Here is a 22,802-nt window from a genome sequence, read left to right as displayed (position 1 = left end):
CCCGCGCGTCAACCCGCTTTGCTCGCCCGCCTCGCGTCGCGCAGACCAGCCCAGAATTTGGCGGCCTCCCGAATGGATTCCTCGACCGGCCTTGGCTGCCAACCCAATTCACGCCTGGCCTTGCTGCAGTCAACCGGTGCCTCCGCGCGCATCAGGCGCAGCGAGTTCAGCGACAGCTTCTCGTCGGTGCCGCGCAACCGCGCCTTGACGCTGCCGAGCGTCGCCAGCAGGTATGCCATCGGCAGCGGGATCGACTTGGTGGGCGGATCCATGCCCGCCGCCTCCGCGGCGATCCTGATCACCTCGGCGTTGGTGATCATCTTCTCCGAGATCAGGTAGCGCTCGCCGACGCGGCCGTGCTCGGCGGCCAGCAGCATCGCGCGGGCGGCGTCGTCCACGCCGACGGCTTCGAGTTCGATGCCGCGCAACACGAACGGGATCTTGCCGAACGCCGCACCGGCGATGATGGCGCCGTGCGGAGTGCGGCCCCAGTCTCCGGCGCCGTAGGTCGTCGACACGCACATCGCCACCGCGGGCAACCCGTGCTCGCGCGCATAGCGCAGCACCATGTTCTCGGCCTGCACCCGGGACCGCACATACGATGTCAGCCCGCGGTCGGAGACGACGTCGGTCTCGTCGGCGACGCGGCCCCGGCGCCGGCCCACCGTCGCATAGCTGGAGGTGTAGACGAATCGGCGCAGGTTGGCGTTCTTGGCCACCTCCAACACGTTTCGGGTGCCGTCGACGTTGGTGTGAAACAGTGGCGCCGGGTCGCGCAGCCACCCGCGGGTGTCCACGACGCAGTAGTAGACGTCGTCGCAGCCGGCCATCGCCTCGGCCAACGTGTCGTTGTCCCAGATGTCGCCGAGGAATCTCTGCACCGGCAGGTCGTCGATGCCGATCGTGTTGGCGGTCGGGCGCACCATCGCGCGCACCTGGTGGCCGTCGCCGACCAGCAACCGGGTGACGTGCGAGCCGAGGAAGCCGTTGGCGCCGATGACCAGCTTGGGTGCTGGGCTCATTCGCCACCGCCGTACTGCCGCATCCAGTTTCGCGCCTCGTCGGGCAGCGTGCCGAGTTCCTCGGCCTTGCGGCACCACTTCATCGCGGCCTTGACGAACCGCAGCGGGTTGTAGATGTCCTCCTGGCGGCGCCACAACCCGTCGCCGGCGTAGGTGATGATCGAGATGTTGGTGGCGCTGATGACGGTGCCGTCGCCCGGGTCACGCATCGGGTTGTCGAGTTCGCAGATGACGCGGCCGGTGGGCTCGTCGAAGACCGTCCACAGCGAGGGGAACGACGTCATGTGGTTGCCGGGGAAGCTCTCCATCGTCTTCCAGATCCAGGCGCGCACCTCTTCGCGGCCCCGCATCGTGCCCGCCGCGTGCTCGACGTATTCGACGTCGGGGGTGTACTGCGCGACCCACGGGTCCCAGTCGCGGGTCTGCGCGGCGCGGTCCACGGTCGCCTCGAACTGTTCGAACGCTGCAGCCAGTTCCTCCCGACTGAACACCTTGCCTGTCACGCCAGAACTAGAACACGTTCTACTGTATTTGTCGAGTGTCAGTAGTGGTGAAGTGCATCGGGTGCGGATCGACGATCGCGGGGTTGTCGGTGAAGAGCACCCCTTGTCGCGGAGGCACCACCACGGTGAGGGCGCGCATCACCCCACGGTGATGGCCGGCGGATGAAGGCTGCGAGCAGAATGGTTGCAGGCGACGACGACACTGAAGGAGAAAGCGTGACCACTACGCGAAAGGCCATCCTGGCCGGCGGTTGCTTCTGGGGCATGCAGGACCTGATCCGCAAGCAGCCCGGCGTGCTCTCGACCCGCGTCGGCTACACCGGCGGCGAGAACGCCAACCCCACCTACCGCAACCACCCCGGACACGCCGAGGCCATCGAGATCATCTACGACCCGGCGCAGACCGACTACCGGACGCTGCTGGAGTTCTTCTTCCAGATCCACGATCCGACCACCGAGAACCGGCAGGGCAACGACATCGGCACCAGCTACCGGTCGGCGATCTTCTACCTCGACGACGAGCAGAAGCGGATCGCGCTCGACACCATCGCCGACGTCGAGGCGTCGGGACTGTGGCCGGGCAAGGTCGTCACCGAGGTGACACCGGCCAGTGAGTTCTGGGAGGCCGAACCCGAACACCAGGACTACCTGGAGCGCTTCCCCAACGGGTACACCTGCCACTTCCCCCGGCCCAACTGGAAGCTACCGAAGCGGCAGGAGGCCCGCTCCTAGCTCGTCACCCGCGGCGGTGCACGATCATGCGACCGCCGTTCCTCGGGGTGAACGCCACACCGCGGGAGTGCCACTTCTCGCCCGGCGCCGTCGTCGTCTCGAGCACGAAATGACGCAGGACGGTGCGCAACACCACGTCCATCTCGACGTTGGCGAACGCCGCCCCCACGCACCGGCGGGTGCCGCCGCCGAACGGGATCCAGGCGAACGTCGACGGTCGGGTGCCGAGGAACCGCCGCGGGTCGAACCGCTCCGGCGCGGGGAACTCGTCTGCCCGCTCGTGCATCAGCAGGATGCTGGTCAGGACCGTATGGCCCCGGGGCACAACCCATTCGCCGAGCTCGAACGTCGGTGAGTAGACGTGGCGGCCCGCGAAGTCGATGATGGTCCGGTTGCGCTGCACCTCAAGGATGGTGGCCTGGCGGTACTCGTTGTCGTCGGTCTCGGCTTCCTCGACCAGCCTGGCCAGCACGTCGGGGTGGCGGGTGATCCGCTCGAACGCCCACGCCAGCGTGGAGGCCGTCGTCTCGTGACCGGCGGCCAGCAGGGTCAGCAGTTCGTCGCCGATCTCCTGGCGCGACATCGCCGAACCGTCTTCGTAGGTGCTGCGCAGAAGCAGCGCAAGGACGTCGTTGCGGTCGCCGAAGCACGGGTCGGCCGTCACCTCGTCGATCAGCCGGTTGATGACGACGTCGTACCGGCGGCGATACTCGGCCAGCCTGCCCCAGGGGCTGTAACGCCCGTATGTCCGTGTCGTCGGGGGCAGGCTCACGACGCGCGAGCCGAGGGTGACCCACGGCGGAATGATGCGGCGCAGGTCGTGCAGGCGTTCCCCGTCGGCGCCGAAGACCGCGCGCAGGATCACGTTGAGCGTGATGCGCATCATCGGCTCGAGCGTCTCGAACGCCTGACCCTCCGGCCAGTTCACCGACTCGCGCAGGGTCTCCTCTTCGAAGATCTTCTCGTAGTTCTTGATGCTCTTGCCGTGAAAGGGCGGGGTCAACAGTCGGCGCCTGCGGCGGTGCTCGACGCCGTCGAGCGCGAACACGGAACCGGAGCCCAACACCCGCGACAGGTTGGGCTGGACGTTGCCCAGGTCGTCGGGGTTCGCGGTGAACACCTGCTTGGCCAGCTGCGGATCGGCGACCACCACCGTCCGGCCGAAGATCGGGATGTTGAGGCTGAACACGTCGCCGTAGCGGCGGTGCATCTGGTGCACGGTCCAGCGCCGGTTGGCGATGAACGCCAGTCCCTGCAGTGTCATGGGAAGCCGGGGCCCAGGCGGCAGCTTCACGGCGCGGGCCGGTGTGGCGGGTGCTTCGACGGTGGACGGCTCGCTCATGTCACTCCCAGCCGGCGTCTCCGGTGCGACGCCCTCGGTTGGTACAACCATGTACCGCAGGTGTGTGTAGTACGGTACCGCTTGGTACCAGTGACCGCAAGGGATCTCGGGGAGGCGATGTGACGACAGCGCTCGACGCGGGCGCGCGCGATTCGCGTCCCCCCGATCTGTTCCGCGACCGGCTGCTCGACGGCATGGCCGCGTCGATCGCCGAGCGCGGTTACCGCGACACCACGGTCGCCGACATCGTCCGGCACGCCCACACCTCGAAACGCACGTTCTACGAGCAGTTCTCCAGCAAGGCCCAGTGCCTCATCGAGCTGCTGCGGCGCAACAACGAGCTGTTGATCGCCGGCATCCGCGACGCGGTGGACCCCGAGGCCGACTGGCGCGAGCAGATCCGCAGCGCGGTCACCGCGTACGTCGACCACATCGAGGCCCGCCCCGCGGTGACGCTGAGCTGGATTCGCGAGGCGCCCGCGCTGGGTGACGTCGCAACGCCGTTGCACCGCCAGGCCATGGCGAACCTCACCGACATGCTGGTCGATCTCAGCGACAATCCCGGTTTCCGGCGCGCGGGTCTGCCGCCGGTCTCCCGGCCGCTGGCGCTCATCCTGCTCGGTGGGCTGCGGGAGCTGACCGCGCTGTTCGTCGAGGACGGCCGCGACGTGCGCGGCCTCGTCGAGCCGGCGATCACCGCGTCGACGGCGATCCTCGGCCTGCCTTCGTCCGCCGAAACTGAAGATATGCACGCGAATCGCGACGTATTTCGTGCATGAGCTCAGTTTCGACGAGGACTGACGACGAGAACTAACCCAGAATCAGCCGCGCGGACTTCTCCAACCGCGCGGCGATGTCGGGGTAGGAGGCATAACCCATCCCGGCGCGCACGAGCGCTCCCGCGTACAGCATCTCCAGCGAGTCTATGACGTCGGGATCGACGTCGGATCCGAGCGCGGCGGCGAGCCTTTCCCGAATGTCGAGGCCGATGCGTTGGCGCAGCACCTCAACGTCGGGGTCCCTGCCGAGCAGGGCGGTGGTCACCGCACCGGCGAACTCCGGCTCGTCAGCGACGAGCAACGCGATGTGGCGCAGCACCTCGACGACCCGCGCCGCTCGGTCCTCCGATCCGTGCGCCGCCGGCGGCGAGGCGGCCAGCCGACGCCAAAACACCTCGGCCACAAGGTGTTCCTTCGATGAAAAGTAGGTGTAGGCGGTGGCAGCGCCCACCCCGGCCTCGGCGGCCACCCGCCGCACGGTGAGCGCCGCGAACCCCTCGCGGCACAGCAACTCGACTGCGGCCCGACCCAGCCGGTCGACAGTCTCGGCTTGCTTCGCGGTCAGACGGCGGCGAGTCCCCTCAAGAGCCGTGTCGGACACGTGTCCGGACGCTACTACAACGCTCCTGCACCAGCAACGAACCGACCCGCTGGCCAATACGGCCGGTCTCCTCAACGCGACTCGTTCCCCGCAAGCGATCGGCGACCCGCTAGGTTAGACCCCGATGAGCAACACCGACACCGCGCTTCCGCCGTCCGCCGCACGCCTTTTCGCTCTCGCCGAGGAGGTCACCGGCTTCATGCCCGCCGACGAGGGCCGCGCGCTCTACGACACCGCGCTGCGGTATCTCGGTGACGGCATCGGCGTGGAGATCGGCACCTACTGCGGCAAGTCGACGTTGTTGCTCGGCGCCGCCGCGCAGCAGAGCGGCGGGCTGCTCTACACCGTCGACCACCACCACGGCTCCGAGGAACACCAGCCGGGTTGGGAGTACCACGACGCGTCGATGGTCGACCCGGTCACCGGACTGTTCGACACCCTGCCGAAGCTGCGTCACACCCTCGACGCCGCGGGCCTGGATGACCACGTCGTGGCGATTGTTGCGAAATCCCCTGTGGCAGCCCGCGGTTGGCGAACACCGCTACGGTTCTTATTCATCGACGGCGGCCACACCGAGGCGGCCGCGCAACGCGACTTCGACGGCTGGGCCAAGTGGGTGGAGGTCGGCGGGGCGCTGGTCATCCACGATGTGTTCCCCGATCCAGCCGACGGCGGCCAGGCGCCGTACCACATCTACCGGCGCGCGCTGGACACCGGCGACTTCCGAGAGGTGTCGGCCACCGGGTCGATGCGGGTGCTCGAGCGCGTCTCCGGCGTGCCTGGCGAGGTGCCCGCTACCGGCCGCTGGTAGCGCAGGCGCAGTCGTACTCGCCCTCCAGGCCGCGGGGCAGGTCGGTACCGCGGAAGATGCCGTTGGCCGCGGTGGTTCGCGACAGCGCGTCGGCAGCCAGGATCACCGCCGCCCCGGTCCAGGTCGAGCGTTCCACCGGCCACCGCTTGCCGTCCGCGTAGACCAGCCCGGTCCAGTAGGAGCCGTCGTCCTCGCGCAAGTGCTGCATCGCACTGAACTGCTCGTGCGCACGTGCCGAGTCCCCCACTCCGTCCAAAGCCAGGACCAGCTCACAGGTTTCGGCGCCCGTCACCCATGGCCGGTCGTCGACGCAGCGAATGCCGAGACCGGGCACCACGAAGTCGTCCCACCGCTCGGCGATGCGGGCGCCGGCCTGCGTACCGCGCACGGCGCCGCCGAGCACCGGGTAGTACCACTCCATCGACCAGCGGTCCTTCAGCACGAACGCCTCCGGGTGATGGGCGATCGCGTGGCCGAGTCGCCCGACGGCCACCTCCCATTCCGGCTGCGGGTCGTCGAAGTAGTCCGCCAGCGCCAACGCGCACCGGATGCTGTGGTGGATGCTGGCGCAGCCGGTCAGCAGCGCATCGGGTTCCAGGCCGGACGGACTTCTGGCCCAAGAGATCTGGCCGCCGTCGAGCTGCATGTCGATGACGAAGTCGATGGCCTTGCTCACCACCGGCCACATGGTCTCGGCGAACCGCCGGTCGCGGGTGATCAGCACGTGGTGCCAGACCCCGGTGGCGATGTAGGCGCAGAAGTTGCTGTCGCTGTTGGCGTCTTCGACCACGCCGTTGCGCACCTGCAGGGGCCACGAGCCGTCGGCGCGTTGGTTCAATCGACACCACTCGAACGCGGCGCGGGCCGGTTCGAGCAACCCGGCCGCCGTCAGCGCCATCGCGTTCTCGACGTGGTCCCACGGATCGGTGTGGCCGCCGTCGAACCACGGGAGGGCGCCGGAAGGTTCCTGTATGGCGGCGATCGACTCCGCGGTCTGTCGGCACTCGGCGGGCGTCAGGACACCACGCACGCCTGGGACGTCGGCGAGATCATCTCGCAGCAACAGGTACCCCCGGCTTCCTGAAGTACAACGCCACGCTCTTGCCGATCAGCGGATTGAGCATCGACTCCGCGGTACGGGTGAGCCACGGCCGGCTGACCATGTCCCACACCAGCAGGCGATGATAGGCAGCCACCGCGGGATGACTCGAGTTCTCCGTTCCCACAGCGCATTTCAGCCACCAGTACGGGGAGTGCAGCGCGTGGGCGTGGTGGGTGTGGGTGAGCCGCAACCCGTGGGCCAACACCTTGTCGCACAGCCTGTCGGCGTGGTAGATCCGCACGTGCCCGCCCTCGTTGGCGTGGTACTCGTCGGACAGCAGCCAGCAGATCTTCTCGGGCAGCCACCGCGGCACGGTGATCGCCAGGGCGCCGCCCGGCGCCAGCACCCGCACCAGTTCGGAGATCGCCCGGTCATCCTCGGGGACGTGCTCGAGTATCTCCGAAGCGATGACGCAGTCGAAAGTGCCATCGGCGTAGGGCAAGTCGAGCGCATCGCCTTTGACCGCCTCGGCTTTGGCGGTGGCGGGCGCCTCGCCCTGCTCGCGCATCGCGGTCAGGATCTCGTCGACGTCGTTGAGGTCGGAGGCGTTCTGGTCGAACGCGATGACGTCGGCGCCGCGGCGGTACGCCTCGAAGCTGTGCCGCCCCGCGCCGCAACCGACGTCGATCAGCTTGGTGCCCGGACCGACACCGAGCCGGTCGAAGTCGACGGTCAGCATGCGCCGACCCGCTCGCACGCCCGCTCGTAAACCGCAACCGTTTGCGCCGCAACGGATTCCCAGCTGAACACGTCCAGCGCCCGGCGCCTGCCGGCCTCGCCCAGACGGCGAAGTTCCTGGGGTGAGTCCAGCAGTTCGCCGAGCACCCTGGTCAGCTCGTCGACGTCGGCGGGCCGGACCAACCGGGCGCATTGGCCGTCGGGGCCGACGACCTCGGGCAGCGCACCGGCACGGCTGGCGACGATCGGCGTGCCGCTGGCCATCGCCTCCACGGCGGGCAACGAGAAGCCCTCGTAAAGCGAAGGGATGCAGGCGACTTCGGCCGAGGCCAACAGTTCGGCCAGCTCCGCGTCGGACAGACCGCTGGAGCTGTGCACGATATCGGAGATGCCCAGCTCGGCGATCAGCTTCTCGGTGGGCCCGTTGGGCTCGAGCTTGGCGACCAGTTGCAGTTCGAGGTCGCGTTCCACGCGCAGCCGCGTGACGGCGTGCAGCAGATGGCTGACGCCCTTGAGCGGCACGTCGGCGCTGGCGATCGCGATGATGCGGTTGCGGACCCGTGGCTGCGCCGGTTTGAACATCTCGGTGTCCACCCCCAGCGGCACGACGTTCAACTGGCTCGGCGCCACCCCGAAGTCCTCGGCGATGTCGGCGGCCGACGTGGACGACACGGTGAGGATCTCGGGGATCTCGCGGGCGATCTGCTTCTGCATCTCGGCGAAGCCGTACCAGCGCCGCACCAGCGGCTTGCGCCACCACGGTGCGGCCGCGACGTCGAGCACCCGGTCCCGGGTGATCGGGTGGTGCACCGTCGCCACCACGGGAAGACCCATCTCGGCGATCTTGCGCAACCCGGTGCCGAGGCACTGGTTGTCGTGCACCACATCGAAGTCATCGAGGCGCTCGGCCAACACCCGGGCGGCGCGCAGGCTGAACGTGCGCGGTTCGGGGAAGCCCGCCGTCCACGTCGTGAGCAGTTCGAGCAGATCGATGCGGGTCTTGATCTCGGTCGGCCAGGGGATGCGGAACGGATCGGGTTCGCGATACAGGTCCAGGCTGGGCACCTTGGTCAGCCGGACGCGGGGGTCGAGGCCCTCGGGGTACGGCTGGCCGGAGAACAGCTCGACGTCGTGGCCCAACTCGACCAGCCCGCGGCTGAGGTAACGCACGTAGACCCCCTGCCCGCCACAGTGGGTCTTGCTCCGGTACGACAACAAGGCGATGCGCATGCTCAACTCACGACGATGCGCTGCGGCGGAAGAATCCGAGGTCGGCGGCCAGGACAAAACGTGTCACGCAACAACTCCGAACCCTCTGGACATGTGTCCAGACTATAGTTTGACGTGCTATCGGACGCAAAGCGGCCGCACTGCCCTGACTACCACAGCCGGCGAGGGCGGCGATATCCGGCCTCCCGGTTCCATCGCCGAGCCACCGGGTATCCGCCGACAATGAGCAGGCATATCGAGGCGACTTTCGAGATCGGCAGCTGGGACGAGACTCCGTTCGAGGACGGCGACGAGAGCACCAGGCTCACCGAGGCGCTGGTGGCCAAACGCTACGACGGCGACATACAAGGCACGTCCACCACCAAGTGGCTGCTGGCCTACGCACCGGACAAGTCGGCGATCTACGTCGGCATCGAACATCTCACGGGCAGCGTCGGCGGCATGACCGGCGGCCTTGTGCTGTTGCACGACGGCACCTATCGCGACGGGGTGGCCAGCGCGGAGCTGCGCATCGCGTCTGGCACGGGTGAGCTGGCCAACGCGGCAGGCACCGGCAGCTTCCGCGCGGATCCGGGCGGGTCCATCACGCTGGACCTCGACGGTCTCGACACCGCGCTCGCGGAAGGCTAGCGGGAAAGCCGCCGATAGGCTCCGCCCTTCCCGCCGAGTGTGGGGTTCGCGCACGTGAATCACGCTCCAGGTGTGCGGGTAACCCACGTTCGGCGGCGACGGCCGCGGCTACGGCGGCGTGCTCACCTGCCACGCGAAAGGCGGTGAGCACCTTACGATGTCGTGAACTGGACGGGGGGAATGCGATGGACGCGTTCGAAAAGCTGGTCTCGATGCTGGACTATCCGATGTTCGTCGTGACCACCCGTGCCGGTGACCGGCGGGCGGGTTGCCTGATCGGGTTCAGCAGCCAGGTCAGCATCGAGCCGGCCCGGTTTCTGGTCGGGCTGTCCAAGCGCAACCACACCTTCCGCGTCGCACAGCACGCGTCGCACCTGGCCGTGCACCTGCTTCCGCGGACCCAGCGCGACCTGGCCCGGTTGTTCGGCAGCGAGACCGGCGACCACACGGACAAGTTCGCCCGCTGTTCGTGGCATCGCGGCCCGCATGACCTGCCGATACTCGACGATGCGGCGGGCTGGTTCGTGGGTGAGGTGCTCAACCGCTACGACCTCGGCGACCACGTCGGGCACCTCTTGGAGCCGGTCGCGGGCAGCGCGCCGGACCGCTTCGATGAGCTGGTCACCTTCGCCGACGTGCGGGATCTGGAACCCGGTCACGAGGCCTGAACCTCCCGCGAGTGTGGGGTTTGCGCACGCGAAACGCGCTCGTGGCGTGCGGGTAACCCACGTTCGGCGGGGGCCTGCCGGCTGCGGTGGCGTCAGATAGCGGAACCGGGTACCTCCGCGGGCCCTTAAGATTGGCTGCGTGCTATCGGCCGATCGGCTTGACGTGAGACTTCGTGCTGTCCAGGCAGCGGTGCGGTGTTTGCTGTCGATGCGCCAGCACACTGTCCCCCGACGTGCCGAAACCGAAGGACCCTAGCCCGTGCATCGCCTCGCCGCGCTGCTGGCAGCACTGCTGCTGGCACTGGTCGGCGCGCCGGTGGCCGGTGCGCTCGAGCCGCCGGCCATCGATCCGGCCGCCATACCTGCCGACGAGACCGGTCCCGACCAGCCCACCGAGCTGCGCCGGGCGTGCGCGACGCCCGCGGTGTTCCCTGAATCCAACTTCGCCGACAAGCCGTGGGCCAACGACTACCTGCGGCTCGCCGAGGCACAGAAGTTCGCAACCGGCGCGGGTGTAACTGTCGCGGTGATCGACACCGGGGTCAACGGATCGCCGCGGGTGCCCGCCGAACCCGGCGGGGACTTCGTGGACCAGGCCGGCAACGGCATGTCGGACTGCGACGCCCACGGCACCCTCACCGCCTCGATCGTCGCGGGCAGGCCGGCGCCCACCGACGGGTTCATCGGGGTCGCCCCCGATGCCCGCATCCTGTCGCTGCGCCAGACGTCGGCGGCGTTTCAGCCGGTCGGCGCCCGCACCGATCCCAACGATCCCAACACCACGCAGACCGCGGGTTCGCTGCGCAGCCTGGCCCGAGCCGTCGTCCACGCGGCCAACCTCGGCGCGCAGGTCATCAACATCAGCGAAGCGGCCTGCTACAAGGTCACCCGCCCGATCGACGAAGCCAGCCTCGGCGCGGCGATCAACTACGCGGTCAACGTCAAGAACGCGGTCGTCATCGTCGCCGCGGGCAACACCGGTCAGGACTGCACGCAGAACCCGCCGCCGGATCCGGCGCTGCCCGCCGACCCGCGTGGCTGGGAGCAGGTGCAGACCGTCGTCAGCCCGGCCTGGTACTCGCCGCTGGTGCTGACCGTGGGCGGCACCGCCGAAAATGGGCAGCCGAGCAGCTTCTCGATGTCGGGGCCGTGGCTGGGTGCCGCGGCGCCCGCCGAGAACCTGACCGCGCTCGGCTCCGACGGCAATCCGGTCAACGCGCTGCACGGCGAGGACGGCCTGATCCCGATCAGCGGCACCTCGTTCGCGGCCGCTTACGTCTCGGGCCTGGCCGCCCTGCTCAAGCAGCGCTTCCCCGAGCTGACGCCCGCCCAGATCATCAACCGGATCACCGCCACCGCCAGGCATCCGGGCGGCGGGGTGGACAACTACGTCGGCGCCGGCGTCATCGACCCGGTGGCGGCGCTGACCTGGGACGTGCCCGCCGGGCCGGAGCGGGCGCCCTACCAGGTCAAGGAGATCCCGCCGCCGGTGCACGTGCCGCCGCCGGACCGCGGCCCGATCACCGCGGTCGTCATCGCGGCGACGGCGCTGGCGCTGGCCATCGGGCTCGGCGCCCTTGCCCGACGCGCGTTGAGGCGCAGATGAACTCGATCCGGACCCTCGTCGGGCTGCGCGTCACGACCGGTCACACCGTCTGGGCGGCGGTGCTGGCGCCGGCCGCCGTCGTGTTGTTCGCCCGACTCGGCCTGCTGTGGTTGGGCATCGCGCTGGCGGTGTTCATCGCTCTTGCCGCGGTGGTGACGATCCGTGGCAGGCGCGTCACCGGCTGGGTGGCGGCCGTGCTGGCGTGGCGGCGACGGCACCGCAACGCTCCGGAGCGGCCGTCGGAGCCGGCTGTCGGCGCGACGGTGCTGCCCGGTGACCACGTCGCGGTGCGCTGGCACGACGAGCGGTTGATCGCGGCGATCGAACTCGTGCCGCACCCGTTCACGCCGACGGTGATCGTCAACGGCGAGGCCAAGACCGACGACGTGGTCGACACCCTGCTCGTCGAACGGCTGCTGGCCGCGCACTGCCCCGACCTCGAGGCCGACGTGGTCGCGGCGGGCTACCGGGTGGGCAAGACCGCGCCGGCGACGCTGGTGTCGCTCTACGAGCAGGTGATCGGGCCGTACCCGGCACCTGCCAACCGGCGCACCTGGATCGTGCTTCGCGCCGACCCCGAACACACCCGCAAGTCCTCGCAGCGGCGGGAGACCGGGGTGGCCGGGCTGGCCCGCTATCTGGTGTCCTCGGCGACCCGTGTCGCAGATCAGTTGGCCGGCAACGGAATCGATGCTCGCGTCGTGCGCAGCTTCGATGCGTTCGACCACGCGACCGAGATCAGCTTCGAGCGCGAGACCTGGTCGGCCATCAAGGGGCGCAGCACGTTCACCGCCGCCTACAGCGCCCCGGGCGGGCCCGATGTGTGGTGGTCGGCCCGCGCCGATCACACCATCACCCGGGTGCGTGTGCGGCCGGGAACCGCTCCGAGGACGACGGTGCTGCTGACAACATTGGCCAATCCGACGACGCCGCGCGGGTTTTCGTGTCTGTTCGGCGGGCAGCGCGCGGCGTTTCACGGTGTCACGCCGGTCACCGATCGCCATTACGAGCTGCCGATCGGTTCGGCGGGCGTGCTGGTCGGCGAGACGGCCGACCGCTATCCGGTGTACATGCCGTTCGACGACGTCGACGCCAGCATCACCCTCGGTGACGCGCGGCTGTTCACCCAGTTCATCGTGCGGTCGGCCGCGGCGGGCGCGGTGGTCACCCTGCTGCCGCAGTTCAACGAGTTCGCCGGGTTCGTCAACGGCCGCATCGGCGACGTGGCCAAGGTCGCCTGGCCGAATGCCACCACCTATCTCGGGCCGCACGCAGGTGTGGGCCGAGTTGTCCTGCGCGACAGCTTTATCGGCACTCCGCGCCATCACCAACTGCCTATCCGGTTGATCAACCCGCGGGAGGAAAGCCGCTATCAGATGGCGCTGGAACGCTGACCGGCGGTGAGGACGGAGGTGTAGCCATGTCAGCAGAAGTGCGCGTCAACCCCGCGACGCTCAAGGCGCAGGCGGCGGCGATGCGCCGACTCACGTGGTCGACGCCGACGGTGCATCCGATACCGCCGGACGCGCTGGCGCTGGCAAAGGACGCGGTGGACGGTCTCAACGAGACCGCGCGGGTGCTCACCGGATACCAGGACTGGGCCGATGCCGAAAACCGGCGCATCGCAGAGATGTTGGACAACGCCGCAGCGGCCTACGAGCGTGTCGACGACGCCTATGCGGACAAGCTCGACGACCCGGCCCGCCAGGCCGCGATCGCGGACATCGCGCTGCCCGCGCCGTCGACCCCGCTGCCCCCATTACCCGACGGGCCGGCGGCACCGCGCCGACCGACCGCCAGCGAGTACAGCGACGTCAAGAAGACGCACGGCGATCTGAACGCGGGCGATCACGGCACCTCGCTGCAGCTGGCCGAGGTGCAGTGGGGGCTCGCAGCGGCGTTCGTCGAGAGCCACGCCGCGCCGCGCGATGTCACGGACTGGGAAGGCGCCGCCGCGGACACGGCCCACGCCAGGATGAACGCGTTCAGCGCCTGGCTGCACGAGCTGTCATCAGCCTGGCAACGGCTGGCGCAAGCGGCCGCCAAGGTGGGCGCATCCCACCAGAACGCCAACAACCGGCACGTCCCCATCTTCACCAGATACGTTGCGCTGGAGGCCCAGCTGGCCCAAGCCGGCGCCGATGTGGACGCCATCGTCGACGAGCTGAAAGACCTGCAGCGGCTCTCCGACGAGGTGCGCGAGGAGTATGCGCGAAACGCGACGGTGGACCCGGTACGCATCGACGGCCCGCCCGGGGCGGGCCCAGGTGGCGGTTCGGTGGGCGCGGGCGGTTCAGGCGGGGCAGGCGGATCGGGCGGGGTGGCCGCCGCTGGCCGGGCGACGGCGGCCGGTGATTCGCCGTCGGCGACGACGCCCGCCGCCCACGGTCAGCCCGGCCGCGGTGCACCCTCGGGTGGCACGCCCTCGGGGCCGTCGGGTGGCGGGTCGCCTGCGGGGGGCGGTGCTGCTGGTGATGCGCCGGGCAGCGCGCCCAGCGGAGCCTCCACGGGCACCGCGAGACCTGTCTCCGATCCGGGCCTGCGCCCGGCGGCGGCCACCGGCGCCGGTGCCGGCGGGGGCGCATCGGGCGGCGGTGGCAGAGGTACCGGGGCGCAGCCGCTGTCGCCCGCGGTGACGGCCGAGACCGTCGCTCCCGCACCGGTTCCGGTGACGTCGGCCGCGACGGGTGCGGCGCCTGGGCCGTCGGTGGCCGGGCCGACGGCGGGCGGCATGGGTATGGCCCCCATGCACGGTGGCGCCGGCGCAGGACAGGGTAAGGAGAAGCGGCGCAACCCCGACTTGGCGCCCGACGAGGACCTGTACACCGAGGACCGGCCCTGGACCAAAGGGGTCATCGGCAACCGTCGGCGTCGGGAAGACGGCGGGGAGAGCAAGGAGCGTCCGTGACCGACGAGATGCATCCGCAGGTCGCCGCTGTCTTGGCGCAGGCGCAGCGGTTGCAGTCGATCATGGACGAGCAGCTCGATCGGATGAACAGCCAGACCTTCACGGCCACAGACGAGTCCGGCACCGTCGAAGTGACCCTGGACGGCCACCACCACCTCAAGGCGGTGCATTTGGCCGAGGGCCTGATGCGGGTGGGGGCCGACGAACTCGAGCGCCGGCTCAACGAGGCCCTGCGAAACGCGACCTCGGCAGCCGGCGCCTCGATCGAGGCAGATCGCGAGCGGATCGACGCGGCGGTCGCCGAGATCACCGCCGATTCGGCTGACTTCCCCTAGCGCACACCCTCTTTGGCGTATACCACCCGCAGCACATGGCCCACCTCGGGTCCCATCACCGTCTCCGCGAGCTCGCAGAAGGTCGCGACGAACAACGGTCCGTGCGCCGGCTGTGCGTCGCAGAGATGGTGTGCGATCTCATGCAGCACAACGAGTTCCCGCAACGCCCAGTTGCTGCGACGCTCGGGCACGGCGATGACGGCGCCCTCGTCGGTGCGCTCGTAATGCGCCGCCGACACGCCACGGCGCGCACGTACCGTCAACGGCGGGACGCCCGGCCAGCGACCCCGGACCGCGGCCAGGCCCAGCACGTCGTCGAGGTAGCGCTGCACCGCCGGCACCGAGCCGAACCGTCCCTCCGGCGGAAGCGTCAACTGTGTTCCGAAGAACTCCACCACCGGGTTGCCGCGCTCACTGGCCCGGTCGAACAGGGTGCGCACGAAATCCTCTGCCGCGTAGACCTTCGCGCGCTGAAAGTCGCGCGGCGTCACTTCTCGAGCGCAGAGCGGGCGCCCGCCAGTTCCGGGCTGGTGCCCAACCGGGCGCGTTTACCGGCACGGTCGCCGGCCCGACGCGCCGCCGAGGAGTATCCCGCCGTCGCGCTGGTGGCCCGCCAGGTGCCACGCGCTTCGGAGGTCTCGCGGTAGAAGTCGCGCAGTTCGATGTCCTTGTCACGCAGTGCGATAGCGGTTCCCGGCCGGCTGTCGCGACTCTTGGTGGCCGCCCTGCGGGCCTCTTCGCGGGCCTGCGCCAGCCGTTGGCCGATCCGGGCGCCGAATGCCAGCTGGAAATTGATGCGCGCGGTGATGGTGGGTGTCGGGCGGTGTGCGCCCGAGGCGATGTAGGCCTGCGACGCCTTGACCATCTGCATCACCAGGCTTGCGTAGAGCGCGTGGCTGGCGTCGATGTCCTCGGGAAAACCGTAGGCGTGCACGAACGTCGAGTTCGACGCGATGTCACACTTCACGTCGTTGGCGTGGGCGATGACCGTGAACAACTGCACGAAGGTGCGCAGGCCGCGAGTGCCCGGGTTGCCGATGGTGATCGTGCGCTGTACCGGCATCTGCGCCTTGGTGCGCTGCTCGGAATGCGCGCGCGCCACCGCCAGATCGATCGAGGTCGCCGTGGCCAGCCGCTGCGCGGCGGCCATGAACGCGTCGGCCTCGTGCGGGTTGTCGGTGCCTTCGGCCTGGCGGAGCAGTGCGGCGATCCGGGCCAGCATCTTGTCGTCGCTCATGACCCAAATCTAGGGCTACTCGCCGACGAATCCGTTCAGCGCCTCCACAACCTGTGGAGAAAGCGGCTCCTGGCTGGCGTAGTTGGCCACGTTGTCGCTCGCGTCGTCGCGCAGCACGTGGTTGACGCCGGTGAGTTCGACGACCGTAAGGGTGGTGTGCCCGAGCGCGTCGATGAGCGCTTTCTCGTCCTCGCACCGGGCCTGGCCGTCGGCGTCCGAACACGTCAGCAACACCTGGGTGTCCGCGGGCACCTCGGCGGCCAGCTCCACCGGGTCGATCTTGTCGGCCTCGACGACGGCGGTGACGTTGCCCGCGTTCACCAGCGCACCGAGCCCCTCGGGCAGGCTCGCCGGCACGGTGCCGGTGGCGCGCACCTGCTCCACTGCGGCCAGCCAGGCGTCGAGCGCGGCCTGGTCGCCGTTGGCGCGGACCCGATTGGTGATGATGTCCAGATAGCGGCCCGACAGCGGCTGGAACAGCCCGAGCGCGTGGACCTCGGGCGCGTCCGGGCCGGTGTCGGCGGCCAGTGACATCGCGTGGACGGTGCCCTCGCCGAGGGCGTACACCGAGACGTGGTCCGTGTCGGTGCCCGGCTGATCGGCCAGGAAACGCAGCGCCGCTTTCGCGCCGGAGGTGTAGACGGCGCTGACGACGTCGGTGGGCTTCTGCGCGTAGGGGCCCAGGCCGGTCTTGCCGGTGCCGACCTTGTCGTAGCGGAGGCTGGCCACCCCACGCTCGGACAGCAGCTCGGCGAGCTGACGCATGTTGCCGACCGGTCCGGCGACGGCGTTGTCGCCGTCGCGGTCGGTGTTGCCGCTCTCCGAGATCAGCAGCGCGGCCGGCCCTGGTGCGGCGTCGGCCCGGTGCCGGTACGTGCCGTGGATGGTCAGCCCGGCGTCGACGAAGCTGACGTCGTCCTCGACCCAGCCCTGCGGTTTGTCAGATGAGCAGCCGGCCAGCACCAGCGTCAGTGAGAGAAGCAGTCCGAGAACGGTTTTCAAAGCCGGGCCTCGATCCACGCGGTGACGTCGTCGAGCACCAGCGCGCGTTCCGGCTCGTTGAACACCTCGTGGTAGAGCTCGGGATAGACCTTGAGGTGGGCGTCGGTCGATGCCACGCACTCGAGCAGTCGGCGGCTGCCTTCGACCGGGATGAGCTTGTCCTGCCCGCCGTGCACGACCAGCAGCGGCGCGGTGAGCTTCGCGGCGCGTTGCGGCATGGTTTCGCCGACCTTGATCAGCGCCTTGGCGACGCCCGCGGGCACCTTGCCGTGGTGCACCAGCGGATCGGCCATGTAGGCGGCCACCACTTCGGGGTCGCGGGACACCGCCTCGGTCTCGAGTTGCTCGACCGGCAGACCCGGCAGGATCGAGCCCACGATCTTGGCCAGCACGATCCTCGGCGAGGACACCATGTCGTGGGCGTACACGGCGGGCCCGGACAGCACCATCGCGGAGTATTCGTCGAGGTGCTCGACGCCGTAGGCGAACACGATCCCGCCGCCCATGCTGTGGCCGAGCACCACGCGGTTGAGGTCGGGATGATCACGGGTCGCGATGCCGACCAGGGTGCGGAAGTCGGTGGTGTACTCGCCGATGTCGCGCAGGTAGACACGTTTGCCGCCGGAGCGGCCGTGCCCGCGGAGGTCCAGCGCATAGGTGATCAGCCCGGACTCGCCGAAGCGTTGGGCGACGTGGTCGTAGCGGCGGGCGTGCTCACCAAACCCGTGGCAGAGCACCACCACACCGCGGGGTTCACCGTCGGGGGTCCACACGTCGTAGACGATGCGCACACCGTTGACACCGTCGAAGCTTCGTTCGCTGCGGGTTGTGGCCATCCCCGGAGACTAGCGGTCGAGCCGTCACTTGTCGGTGACGGCGATTAAGCTCGGCAAGGTGACCGTTCTGGCCCATGATCTCGGGGACAGCAGTACCGAGGACGCCTTCCTGGCCGACGCGCAGCAGTACCGTCGCGAGCTTCTCGCGCACTGCTACCGGATGACCGGATCGGTGCACGACGCCGAGGATCTGGTGCAGGAAACGTACTTGCGGGCGTGGAAGTCCTATAAGGGGTTCCAGGGCAAATCGTCGGTGCGCACCTGGCTGTACCGCATCGCCACCAACACCTGCCTGACCGCGCTGGAGGGCCGTCAACGCCGGCCGCTGCCGACGGGGCTGGGCGCGCCCAGCTCGGATCCGGCCGACGACATCGTGGCGCGCGAAGAGGTGCCGTGGCTTGAGCCGTTTCCCGACGACGCCACCGACCCGTCGAACATCGTGGGATCGCGGGAGTCGGTGCGGTTGGCGTTCGTGGCGGCGCTGCAACACCTCTCACCGCGGCAACGGGCGGTGCTGGTGTTGCGTGAGGTGCTTCAGTGGAAGGCCGCCGAGGTGGCCGAGGCGATCGGCACCTCTACGGCAGCGGTCAACAGCCTCCTGCAGCGGGCTCGCGCGCAACTCGATGCGGTCGGCCCCAGCGAGGACGATGTGTCGGCGCCGCTGGAGTCGCCCGAGGCGCAGGATCTGCTTTCGCGCTACATCGCGGCGTTCGAGAGCTACGACATCGACAAGCTCGTCGAGCTGTTCACCGCCGACGCGGTGTGGGAGATGCCGCCGTTCGACGGCTGGTACCAGGGTCCGCGCGAGATCGTGCTGCTGTCGAAGACACACTGCCCCGCAGAGCGGCCCGGCGACATGCGGTTGATCCCCACCACCGCCAACGGTCAACCCGCCGGGGCGATGTACATGCGCAACCCGGAAACCGGCGTGCACGAACCCTTTCAGCTGCACGTTCTCGACGTCGGTGCCGACGGCATCACGCACGTCGTAGCGTTTCACGCCAAATCGTTCGAGAAGTGGGGCCTCCCCGACTCGCTCTAGGCCCTGACCGCCGAGTGTCGGGTTGTCAGACGTTCACGGTGCTTCAGCGTCGGCGTGACGTGCTCTAGTACGTCATAGTCCCAGTTCACAGCCGTAATTGACACGTGTCCTGAAACGTGTTCTATAGTCAGCCCCCATGAAGACCAAGGGCGCGCTGCTGTGGGAGCTCAACTCCCCGTTCCGGATCGACGAGATCGAGGTCGGTGATCCCGTCGACGACGAGGTGCAGATCCGCGTGCACGCCGCGGGCATGTGCCACTCGGACTACCACCTGACCACCGGCGCCACCCCGATCGGCCTGCCCGCGCTCGGCGGCCACGAGGGCGCGGGCGTCGTCACCAAGGTCGGGCGCAACGTCACCGGCATCGAGGAGGGCGACCACGTCATCCTCGCGTTCATCCCGGCCTGCGGCGAATGCCCGCCGTGCCGCAAGGGCTTCCGCTCGCTGTGTGACCGCGGCGCGGTGCTGCTGGGCGGCAAGGCGATCGCCGACGGCACCTGCCGGGTGCACGCCGGCGGCACCGAGGTGTCCCCGATGAACCTGCTCGGCACGTTCGCCCCGTACATGACCGTGCACAAGGACTCGGTCGTCAAGATCGACAAGGATGTGCCGTTCGAGACGGCCGCCATCATGGGCTGCGCGGTGCCGACCGGCTTCGGCTCGGCCACCAACGTCGCCGAGGTGGCGCCCGGGGAGACGGTCGTCATCGTCGGCGTCGGCGGTATCGGCATGAGCGCGTTGCAGGGCGCCGTCATCTCCGGGGCCCGCAACGTCGTCGCGATCGACCCCAACGAGTGGAAGCGCGACCAGGCGATCAAGTTCGGCGCCACCCACGTCTACCCGTCGATGGCCGAGGCGATCGCTCCGCTCATCGACCTCACCCACGGCGTCATGGCCGACAAGACCATCATCGCCGTCGGAGACATGAAGGGCGAGTACATCGAAGAGGCGATGACGCTGACCGCCAAGACCGGCACCTGCGTGGTGACCGGCATGGGCGCGATGGCCGACGTCGACGTCAAGCTCAACCTGTTCCTGTTCACGATGTTACAGAAGACGTTGAAGGGCAACATCTTCGGCGGGGGCAGCAGCCACATCGAGACACCGCGGCTGGTCGGGCTGTACAAGTCCGGGCTGCTGCGCATCGACGAGATGATCACCAACACCTACCGGCTCGAGGACATCAACCAGGGCTACGCCGACATGCTCGAGGGTAAGAACATCCGCGGCGTCATCACCTTCGACGAATCGGACTGGTAGCCGGACCCCCGCCCGAGCGCCTAGGCTGGCGTTGACTGCGCGAGGAGTGAGGCACATGACCGTCGACATCCGTCGAGCCGGCGACCGCGCGCAGACCAAGATCGACTGGCTGGACTCCCGGCACTCGTTCTCCTTCGGCAGCCACTACGAGCCCGAGAACACCCACCACGGCCTGCTGCTGGTGAACAACGATGACATCGTCAAGGCCGGCTCCGGCTTTGACACCCATCCGCATCGCGACATGGAGATCGTGACGTGGGTGCTGCGCGGATCGCTGGTGCACCAGGACTCCACCGGCAACGCCGGCGTGATCTATCCCGGTCTGGCCCAACGGATGTCGGCCGGGCGGGGCATCCTGCACTCCGAGAAGAACGACTCCTGGACCTTGACGGGTTCTGAAACCCACGACGAGCCAGTGCGTTTCATCCAGATGTGGGTGGTGCCCGACGAGGCCGGTCTCACGCCGGGCTACCAGCAACTCGAGATCGACGACGAGCTGTTGCGCGGCGGCCTGGTCACCATCGCCTCGGGCATGCCGCGCCACCGCGACCACACCGCGATCACGATCCACAACAAGCACGCGGCCCTGCACGGCGCGCGGATGCAGCCCGGCGACAGCCTCGAGTTGCCCGAGGCGCAGTACCTGCACCTCTTCGTGGCCCGCGGGCAGGTCACGTTGGAGGGCGCCGGACCGCTTCACGACGGCGACGCCGTCCGGTTCACCGCTTCCGGCGGCCAGCGGGTCACCGCCACGGAGCCCGCCGAGATCCTGGTGTGGGAGATGCATGCGAGTTTGGCCGCGGCGTAACCGGATCGGTGTCCTCCTGGGCGCGGTTTCGGTGCTTGCCGCATGCTCGACGACACCCGCGCCGGCGCCGCAGCCGGCCTCGCCGCCGCCCGCCCAGCCGACCGCGGACCTGGTGCCGGTGACGGTTCAGGTCGAGCCGGGCCTCGCGCAGGAGCCGTTCGACGAGCCGCGCCAGGCGCTGGTCCCGGAGGGATGGACGTTGTCGGTCTGGGCCCGTGTCCCAACGGCCAGGCTGGCGGCATGGGCCCCCGACGGCGCTCTGCTGATCTCGGTCCCGAGCGCCGGGCAGGTGCTTCATCTGCGGCCCACCGCCACGCAGCCGCGTGAGACGGTCCTACTCGACGGGCTGGACCAGCCACACGGCCTGGCGTTCGACGGCGACCGGCTCTATGTCGCCGAAAGCGATCAGGTCGACGTCTACGACTACGCCGACGGCACCGCGAGCAATCGGCGCACCGTCGTCGCCGACCTACCCGACGCGGAAAGCGCCGACCTGCGCGGGGCCTATGCGCATGCCCTGAAAAGCGTTGCTGTCGGTCGGGACGGCGCCGTGTACTTCTCGATCGGGTCGACGGGCAACATCTCGGCCGCAGACCGCGACGCCGATCCGCCGCGCGCCACGATCATGCGGGTGCCTCCCGGCGGGGGTGCGGCCGTTCCGTTCGCCACCGGGGTGCGGAACGGGACCGGGCTGGCCGTCGCGCCGGACGGAGCGTTGTGGACGGCGGTCAACGGCCGCGACAACGTCGCCAACCCGGCGACCGGTGAGGTCGAGAAGGAGTACGTCAACGACCATCCACCGGAGCAGGTCGCCAAGTTGACCGAGGGACGCGAACTGGGCTGGCCGTACTGCAATTCCGACGGCGGCCCGGCCGACCTGCCGTTCATCCGGGACGTTCAGACCAACGCGGACGGCAGCAGGCTCGACTGCGCCGCGCTTGCGCCCGTCGAGCAGAGCCTCGGCGCGCACGCGGCGCCGCTCGGTATGAGCTTCACCGAGGGCGTACTGCCCGCTCCGTTCGACAGCGGCGCGCTGATCGGCGTGCACGGTTCATGGAACCGGGAGCCGCCGCAGCCACCGGAGGTGGCGTTCTTCGGTTGGCGCAATGGGGATCTGAAGGATCGGCAGACGTTGGCCGGCGGTTTTCAGGCCGACGACGGCTCACGGTGGGGCCGCCCGGTCGCCGCTGTGGCGGGACCGGACGGCGCCGTGTACATCACCGATGACTATGCGGACGCCGTTTATCGCCTGGCGCCGCCAGGGCGTTGATCAGGTTCGCGGCGTTCCCGCTCCACGGCGGCCGGTGATCGCCACGTAGATCCCGATGAGGATGACCGCGACAACCAACCCGATCACGAACGGAATCGGCGAGAACATCTTGTCGCCGGTACCGAACGCCGCGTTGGAAATCCACGCACCGAGCAACGCGCCGACCGCGCCCAGCAGGATGGTGACCAGCATTCCGACGTTCTGCTTACCCGGCAGGATTAGTCGCGCCAACACGCCGAGGATGGCCCCGACGATGAGAGCAACGATGATCGTCCACATATCTGACTCCTTCGATGTCGGCGCGGGTGCGCCGTCATAACACAGTGCCCGGCACAGACCCTTCCTAATCTCGATCGGTCTTGGACACGTCCATCGAACTCCCGGCCGCGACGGTGTAGA

At 69.1% G+C, this 22,802-nt stretch carries 25 protein-coding genes; 13 read left to right on the top strand and 12 right to left on the bottom strand.

The annotated features are described in order from the left end of the window. Window positions 1-8 precede the first annotated feature (8 nt). On the bottom strand, window positions 9-1,022 hold the full coding sequence (locus MELE44368_RS11340) for an NAD-dependent epimerase/dehydratase family protein (protein ID WP_128108567.1): 1,014 nt from the start codon (window positions 1,020-1,022) through the stop codon (window positions 9-11). Beyond that, window positions 1,019-1,525, bottom strand: coding sequence for a nuclear transport factor 2 family protein (locus MELE44368_RS11335; RefSeq protein WP_128108566.1), 507 nt, complete (start codon window positions 1,523-1,525; stop codon window positions 1,019-1,021). Before MELE44368_RS11335 ends, MELE44368_RS11340 begins: the two co-directional genes overlap by 4 nt. A 264-nt stretch (window positions 1,526-1,789) precedes the next feature. On the opposite strand from MELE44368_RS11335, the gene msrA reads away from it, so the two are divergent. Then, on the top strand, window positions 1,790-2,257 hold the full coding sequence (msrA, locus tag MELE44368_RS11330) for a peptide-methionine (S)-S-oxide reductase MsrA (protein ID WP_409366116.1): 468 nt from the start codon (window positions 1,790-1,792) through the stop codon (window positions 2,255-2,257). A gap of 4 nt (window positions 2,258-2,261) precedes the next feature. Here the strand turns inward: msrA and MELE44368_RS11325 are convergent, their stop codons facing one another. Next, entirely contained in the window at window positions 2,262-3,599 is a 1,338-nt protein-coding gene (locus MELE44368_RS11325) for a cytochrome P450 (protein ID WP_128108564.1), read from the bottom strand. A gap of 119 nt (window positions 3,600-3,718) precedes the next feature. On the opposite strand from MELE44368_RS11325, the gene MELE44368_RS11320 reads away from it, so the two are divergent. Beyond that, on the top strand, window positions 3,719-4,378 hold the full coding sequence (locus tag MELE44368_RS11320) for a TetR/AcrR family transcriptional regulator (protein ID WP_128108563.1): 660 nt from the start codon (window positions 3,719-3,721) through the stop codon (window positions 4,376-4,378). A gap of 31 nt (window positions 4,379-4,409) precedes the next feature. Here MELE44368_RS11320 and MELE44368_RS11315 read toward each other — a convergent pair whose 3' ends face one another. After that, window positions 4,410-4,979: a TetR/AcrR family transcriptional regulator gene (locus MELE44368_RS11315; RefSeq protein ID WP_128108562.1), complete on the bottom strand. Its 570-nt coding sequence runs from the start codon at window positions 4,977-4,979 to the stop codon at window positions 4,410-4,412. Between the two features lie 124 nt (window positions 4,980-5,103). Here MELE44368_RS11315 and MELE44368_RS11310 point away from each other — a divergent pair, with 124 nt between their 5' ends. Beyond that, window positions 5,104-5,790 (top strand): class I SAM-dependent methyltransferase, encoded by a 687-nt coding sequence (locus tag MELE44368_RS11310; protein WP_128108561.1) that lies wholly within the window; start codon window positions 5,104-5,106, stop codon window positions 5,788-5,790. Here MELE44368_RS11310 and MELE44368_RS11305 read toward each other — a convergent pair. From MELE44368_RS11305 to MELE44368_RS11295, 3 genes are read right to left on the bottom strand one after another with little or no spacing between them, the layout of a single operon-like run. After that, window positions 5,774-6,820, bottom strand: coding sequence for an MMP endo-(1,4)-3-O-methyl-alpha-D-mannosidase (locus tag MELE44368_RS11305; protein ID WP_241566571.1), 1,047 nt, complete (start codon window positions 6,818-6,820; stop codon window positions 5,774-5,776). The two genes, MELE44368_RS11310 and MELE44368_RS11305, sit on opposite strands and share 17 nt — an antisense overlap. 19 nt (window positions 6,821-6,839) lie before the next feature. Continuing rightward, window positions 6,840-7,571 carry a class I SAM-dependent methyltransferase gene (locus MELE44368_RS11300; RefSeq protein ID WP_128108559.1) on the bottom strand — a complete coding sequence of 244 codons (732 nt, stop codon included), beginning with the start codon at window positions 7,569-7,571 and terminating at the stop codon, window positions 6,840-6,842. Then, on the bottom strand, window positions 7,565-8,800 hold the full coding sequence (locus MELE44368_RS11295; RefSeq protein ID WP_128108585.1) for an MMP alpha-(1->4)-mannosyltransferase: 1,236 nt from the start codon (window positions 8,798-8,800) through the stop codon (window positions 7,565-7,567). Before MELE44368_RS11295 ends, MELE44368_RS11300 begins: the two co-directional genes overlap by 7 nt. Window positions 8,801-9,022: 222 nt before the next feature. On the opposite strand from MELE44368_RS11295, the gene MELE44368_RS11290 reads away from it, so the two are divergent. The 6 genes from MELE44368_RS11290 (at window position 9,023) to MELE44368_RS11265 (ending at window position 14,947) form a co-directional block, all read left to right on the top strand. After that, window positions 9,023-9,430 (top strand): DUF3224 domain-containing protein, encoded by a 408-nt coding sequence (locus MELE44368_RS11290; RefSeq protein WP_128108558.1) that lies wholly within the window; start codon window positions 9,023-9,025, stop codon window positions 9,428-9,430. A gap of 185 nt (window positions 9,431-9,615) precedes the next feature. Then, window positions 9,616-10,098, top strand: coding sequence for a flavin reductase family protein (locus tag MELE44368_RS11285; protein ID WP_128108557.1), 483 nt, complete (start codon window positions 9,616-9,618; stop codon window positions 10,096-10,098). Between the two features lie 259 nt (window positions 10,099-10,357). After that, window positions 10,358-11,704, top strand: coding sequence for a type VII secretion-associated serine protease mycosin (mycP, locus tag MELE44368_RS11280; RefSeq protein ID WP_128108556.1), 1,347 nt, complete (start codon window positions 10,358-10,360; stop codon window positions 11,702-11,704). Beyond that, window positions 11,701-13,098 (top strand): type VII secretion protein EccE, encoded by a 1,398-nt coding sequence (eccE, locus tag MELE44368_RS11275; protein ID WP_128108555.1) that lies wholly within the window; start codon window positions 11,701-11,703, stop codon window positions 13,096-13,098. The genes mycP and eccE overlap by 4 nt, the downstream gene beginning before the upstream one ends. Before the next feature lie 26 nt (window positions 13,099-13,124). After that, window positions 13,125-14,612: a PPE domain-containing protein gene (locus MELE44368_RS27325; RefSeq protein ID WP_128108554.1), complete on the top strand. Its 1,488-nt coding sequence runs from the start codon at window positions 13,125-13,127 to the stop codon at window positions 14,610-14,612. After that, window positions 14,609-14,947, top strand: a complete 339-nt coding sequence (locus MELE44368_RS11265; protein WP_241566570.1) for a YbaB/EbfC family nucleoid-associated protein — start codon at window positions 14,609-14,611, stop codon at window positions 14,945-14,947. Before MELE44368_RS27325 ends, MELE44368_RS11265 begins: the two co-directional genes overlap by 4 nt. On the opposite strand, the gene MELE44368_RS11260 is transcribed toward MELE44368_RS11265, so the two are convergent. Genes MELE44368_RS11260 through MELE44368_RS11245 form a run of 4 tightly spaced genes read right to left on the bottom strand, consistent with a single transcriptional unit; the run spans window position 14,944 to window position 18,022 of the window. Then, window positions 14,944-15,438: a TIGR04338 family metallohydrolase gene (locus tag MELE44368_RS11260; RefSeq protein WP_128108553.1), complete on the bottom strand. Its 495-nt coding sequence runs from the start codon at window positions 15,436-15,438 to the stop codon at window positions 14,944-14,946. The genes MELE44368_RS11265 and MELE44368_RS11260 overlap by 4 nt on opposite strands. Then, the gene (locus tag MELE44368_RS11255; protein WP_128108552.1) at window positions 15,435-16,184 is read right to left on the bottom strand and encodes a DUF2786 domain-containing protein; all 750 of its coding nucleotides are present in this window, start codon (window positions 16,182-16,184) and stop codon (window positions 15,435-15,437) included. The genes MELE44368_RS11260 and MELE44368_RS11255 overlap by 4 nt, the downstream gene beginning before the upstream one ends. A gap of 15 nt (window positions 16,185-16,199) precedes the next feature. Next, window positions 16,200-17,186: a hypothetical protein gene (locus tag MELE44368_RS11250; protein ID WP_128108551.1), complete on the bottom strand. Its 987-nt coding sequence runs from the start codon at window positions 17,184-17,186 to the stop codon at window positions 16,200-16,202. Next, window positions 17,183-18,022 (bottom strand): alpha/beta hydrolase, encoded by an 840-nt coding sequence (locus tag MELE44368_RS11245; protein WP_128108550.1) that lies wholly within the window; start codon window positions 18,020-18,022, stop codon window positions 17,183-17,185. Before MELE44368_RS11245 ends, MELE44368_RS11250 begins: the two co-directional genes overlap by 4 nt. A gap of 58 nt (window positions 18,023-18,080) precedes the next feature. On the opposite strand from MELE44368_RS11245, the gene MELE44368_RS11240 reads away from it, so the two are divergent. The 4 genes from MELE44368_RS11240 (at window position 18,081) to MELE44368_RS11225 (ending at window position 22,403) form a co-directional block, all read left to right on the top strand. Further along, the gene (locus tag MELE44368_RS11240; RefSeq protein WP_277749992.1) at window positions 18,081-19,064 is read left to right on the top strand and encodes a sigma-70 family RNA polymerase sigma factor; all 984 of its coding nucleotides are present in this window, start codon (window positions 18,081-18,083) and stop codon (window positions 19,062-19,064) included. A gap of 136 nt (window positions 19,065-19,200) precedes the next feature. Beyond that, the gene (locus tag MELE44368_RS11235; protein ID WP_128108548.1) at window positions 19,201-20,325 is read left to right on the top strand and encodes an NDMA-dependent alcohol dehydrogenase; all 1,125 of its coding nucleotides are present in this window, start codon (window positions 19,201-19,203) and stop codon (window positions 20,323-20,325) included. 55 nt (window positions 20,326-20,380) lie between these two features. After that, window positions 20,381-21,133 (top strand): pirin family protein, encoded by a 753-nt coding sequence (locus MELE44368_RS11230; RefSeq protein ID WP_128108547.1) that lies wholly within the window; start codon window positions 20,381-20,383, stop codon window positions 21,131-21,133. Then, the gene (locus tag MELE44368_RS11225) at window positions 21,111-22,403 is read left to right on the top strand and encodes a PQQ-dependent sugar dehydrogenase (protein WP_128108546.1); all 1,293 of its coding nucleotides are present in this window, start codon (window positions 21,111-21,113) and stop codon (window positions 22,401-22,403) included. The genes MELE44368_RS11230 and MELE44368_RS11225 overlap by 23 nt, the downstream gene beginning before the upstream one ends. Here MELE44368_RS11225 and MELE44368_RS11220 read toward each other — a convergent pair whose 3' ends face one another. Next, complete coding sequence (locus tag MELE44368_RS11220) at window positions 22,404-22,682, bottom strand: GlsB/YeaQ/YmgE family stress response membrane protein (protein WP_128108545.1); 279 nt, start codon at window positions 22,680-22,682, stop codon at window positions 22,404-22,406. Between the last annotated feature and the right edge of the window lie 120 nt (window positions 22,683-22,802).

The sequence above is a fragment of the Mycolicibacterium elephantis DSM 44368 genome (assembly GCF_004014805.1).
Classification (GTDB): domain Bacteria; phylum Actinomycetota; class Actinomycetes; order Mycobacteriales; family Mycobacteriaceae; genus Mycobacterium; species Mycobacterium elephantis.
This window is presented reverse-complemented; position numbering and strand designations above follow the sequence as displayed.

Excerpts from the sequence above, each read along its gene's own strand:
- MELE44368_RS11230 (WP_128108547.1), top strand. The coding sequence starts at position 20,381 with ATGACCGTCGACATCCGTCGAGCCGGCGACCGCGCGCAGACCAAGATC.
- msrA (WP_409366116.1), top strand. The coding sequence starts at position 1,790 with ATGCAGGACCTGATCCGCAAGCAGCCCGGCGTGCTCTCGACCCGCGTC.
- MELE44368_RS11285 (WP_128108557.1), top strand. The coding sequence starts at position 9,616 with ATGGACGCGTTCGAAAAGCTGGTCTCGATGCTGGACTATCCGATGTTC.
- MELE44368_RS11290 (WP_128108558.1), top strand. The coding sequence starts at position 9,023 with ATGAGCAGGCATATCGAGGCGACTTTCGAGATCGGCAGCTGGGACGAG.
- MELE44368_RS11220 (WP_128108545.1), bottom strand. The coding sequence starts at position 22,682 with ATGTGGACGATCATCGTTGCTCTCATCGTCGGGGCCATCCTCGGCGTG.
- MELE44368_RS11235 (WP_128108548.1), top strand. The coding sequence starts at position 19,201 with ATGAAGACCAAGGGCGCGCTGCTGTGGGAGCTCAACTCCCCGTTCCGG.
- MELE44368_RS11340 (WP_128108567.1), bottom strand. The coding sequence starts at position 1,022 with ATGAGCCCAGCACCCAAGCTGGTCATCGGCGCCAACGGCTTCCTCGGC.
- MELE44368_RS11325 (WP_128108564.1), bottom strand. The coding sequence starts at position 3,599 with ATGAGCGAGCCGTCCACCGTCGAAGCACCCGCCACACCGGCCCGCGCC.
- eccE (WP_128108555.1), top strand. The coding sequence starts at position 11,701 with ATGAACTCGATCCGGACCCTCGTCGGGCTGCGCGTCACGACCGGTCAC.
- MELE44368_RS11300 (WP_128108559.1), bottom strand. The coding sequence starts at position 7,571 with ATGCTGACCGTCGACTTCGACCGGCTCGGTGTCGGTCCGGGCACCAAG.
- MELE44368_RS11255 (WP_128108552.1), bottom strand. The coding sequence starts at position 16,184 with ATGAGCGACGACAAGATGCTGGCCCGGATCGCCGCACTGCTCCGCCAG.
- MELE44368_RS11245 (WP_128108550.1), bottom strand. The coding sequence starts at position 18,022 with ATGGCCACAACCCGCAGCGAACGAAGCTTCGACGGTGTCAACGGTGTG.
- MELE44368_RS11225 (WP_128108546.1), top strand. The coding sequence starts at position 21,111 with ATGCGAGTTTGGCCGCGGCGTAACCGGATCGGTGTCCTCCTGGGCGCG.
- MELE44368_RS11310 (WP_128108561.1), top strand. The coding sequence starts at position 5,104 with ATGAGCAACACCGACACCGCGCTTCCGCCGTCCGCCGCACGCCTTTTC.
- MELE44368_RS27325 (WP_128108554.1), top strand. The coding sequence starts at position 13,125 with ATGTCAGCAGAAGTGCGCGTCAACCCCGCGACGCTCAAGGCGCAGGCG.
- MELE44368_RS11295 (WP_128108585.1), bottom strand. The coding sequence starts at position 8,800 with ATGCGCATCGCCTTGTTGTCGTACCGGAGCAAGACCCACTGTGGCGGG.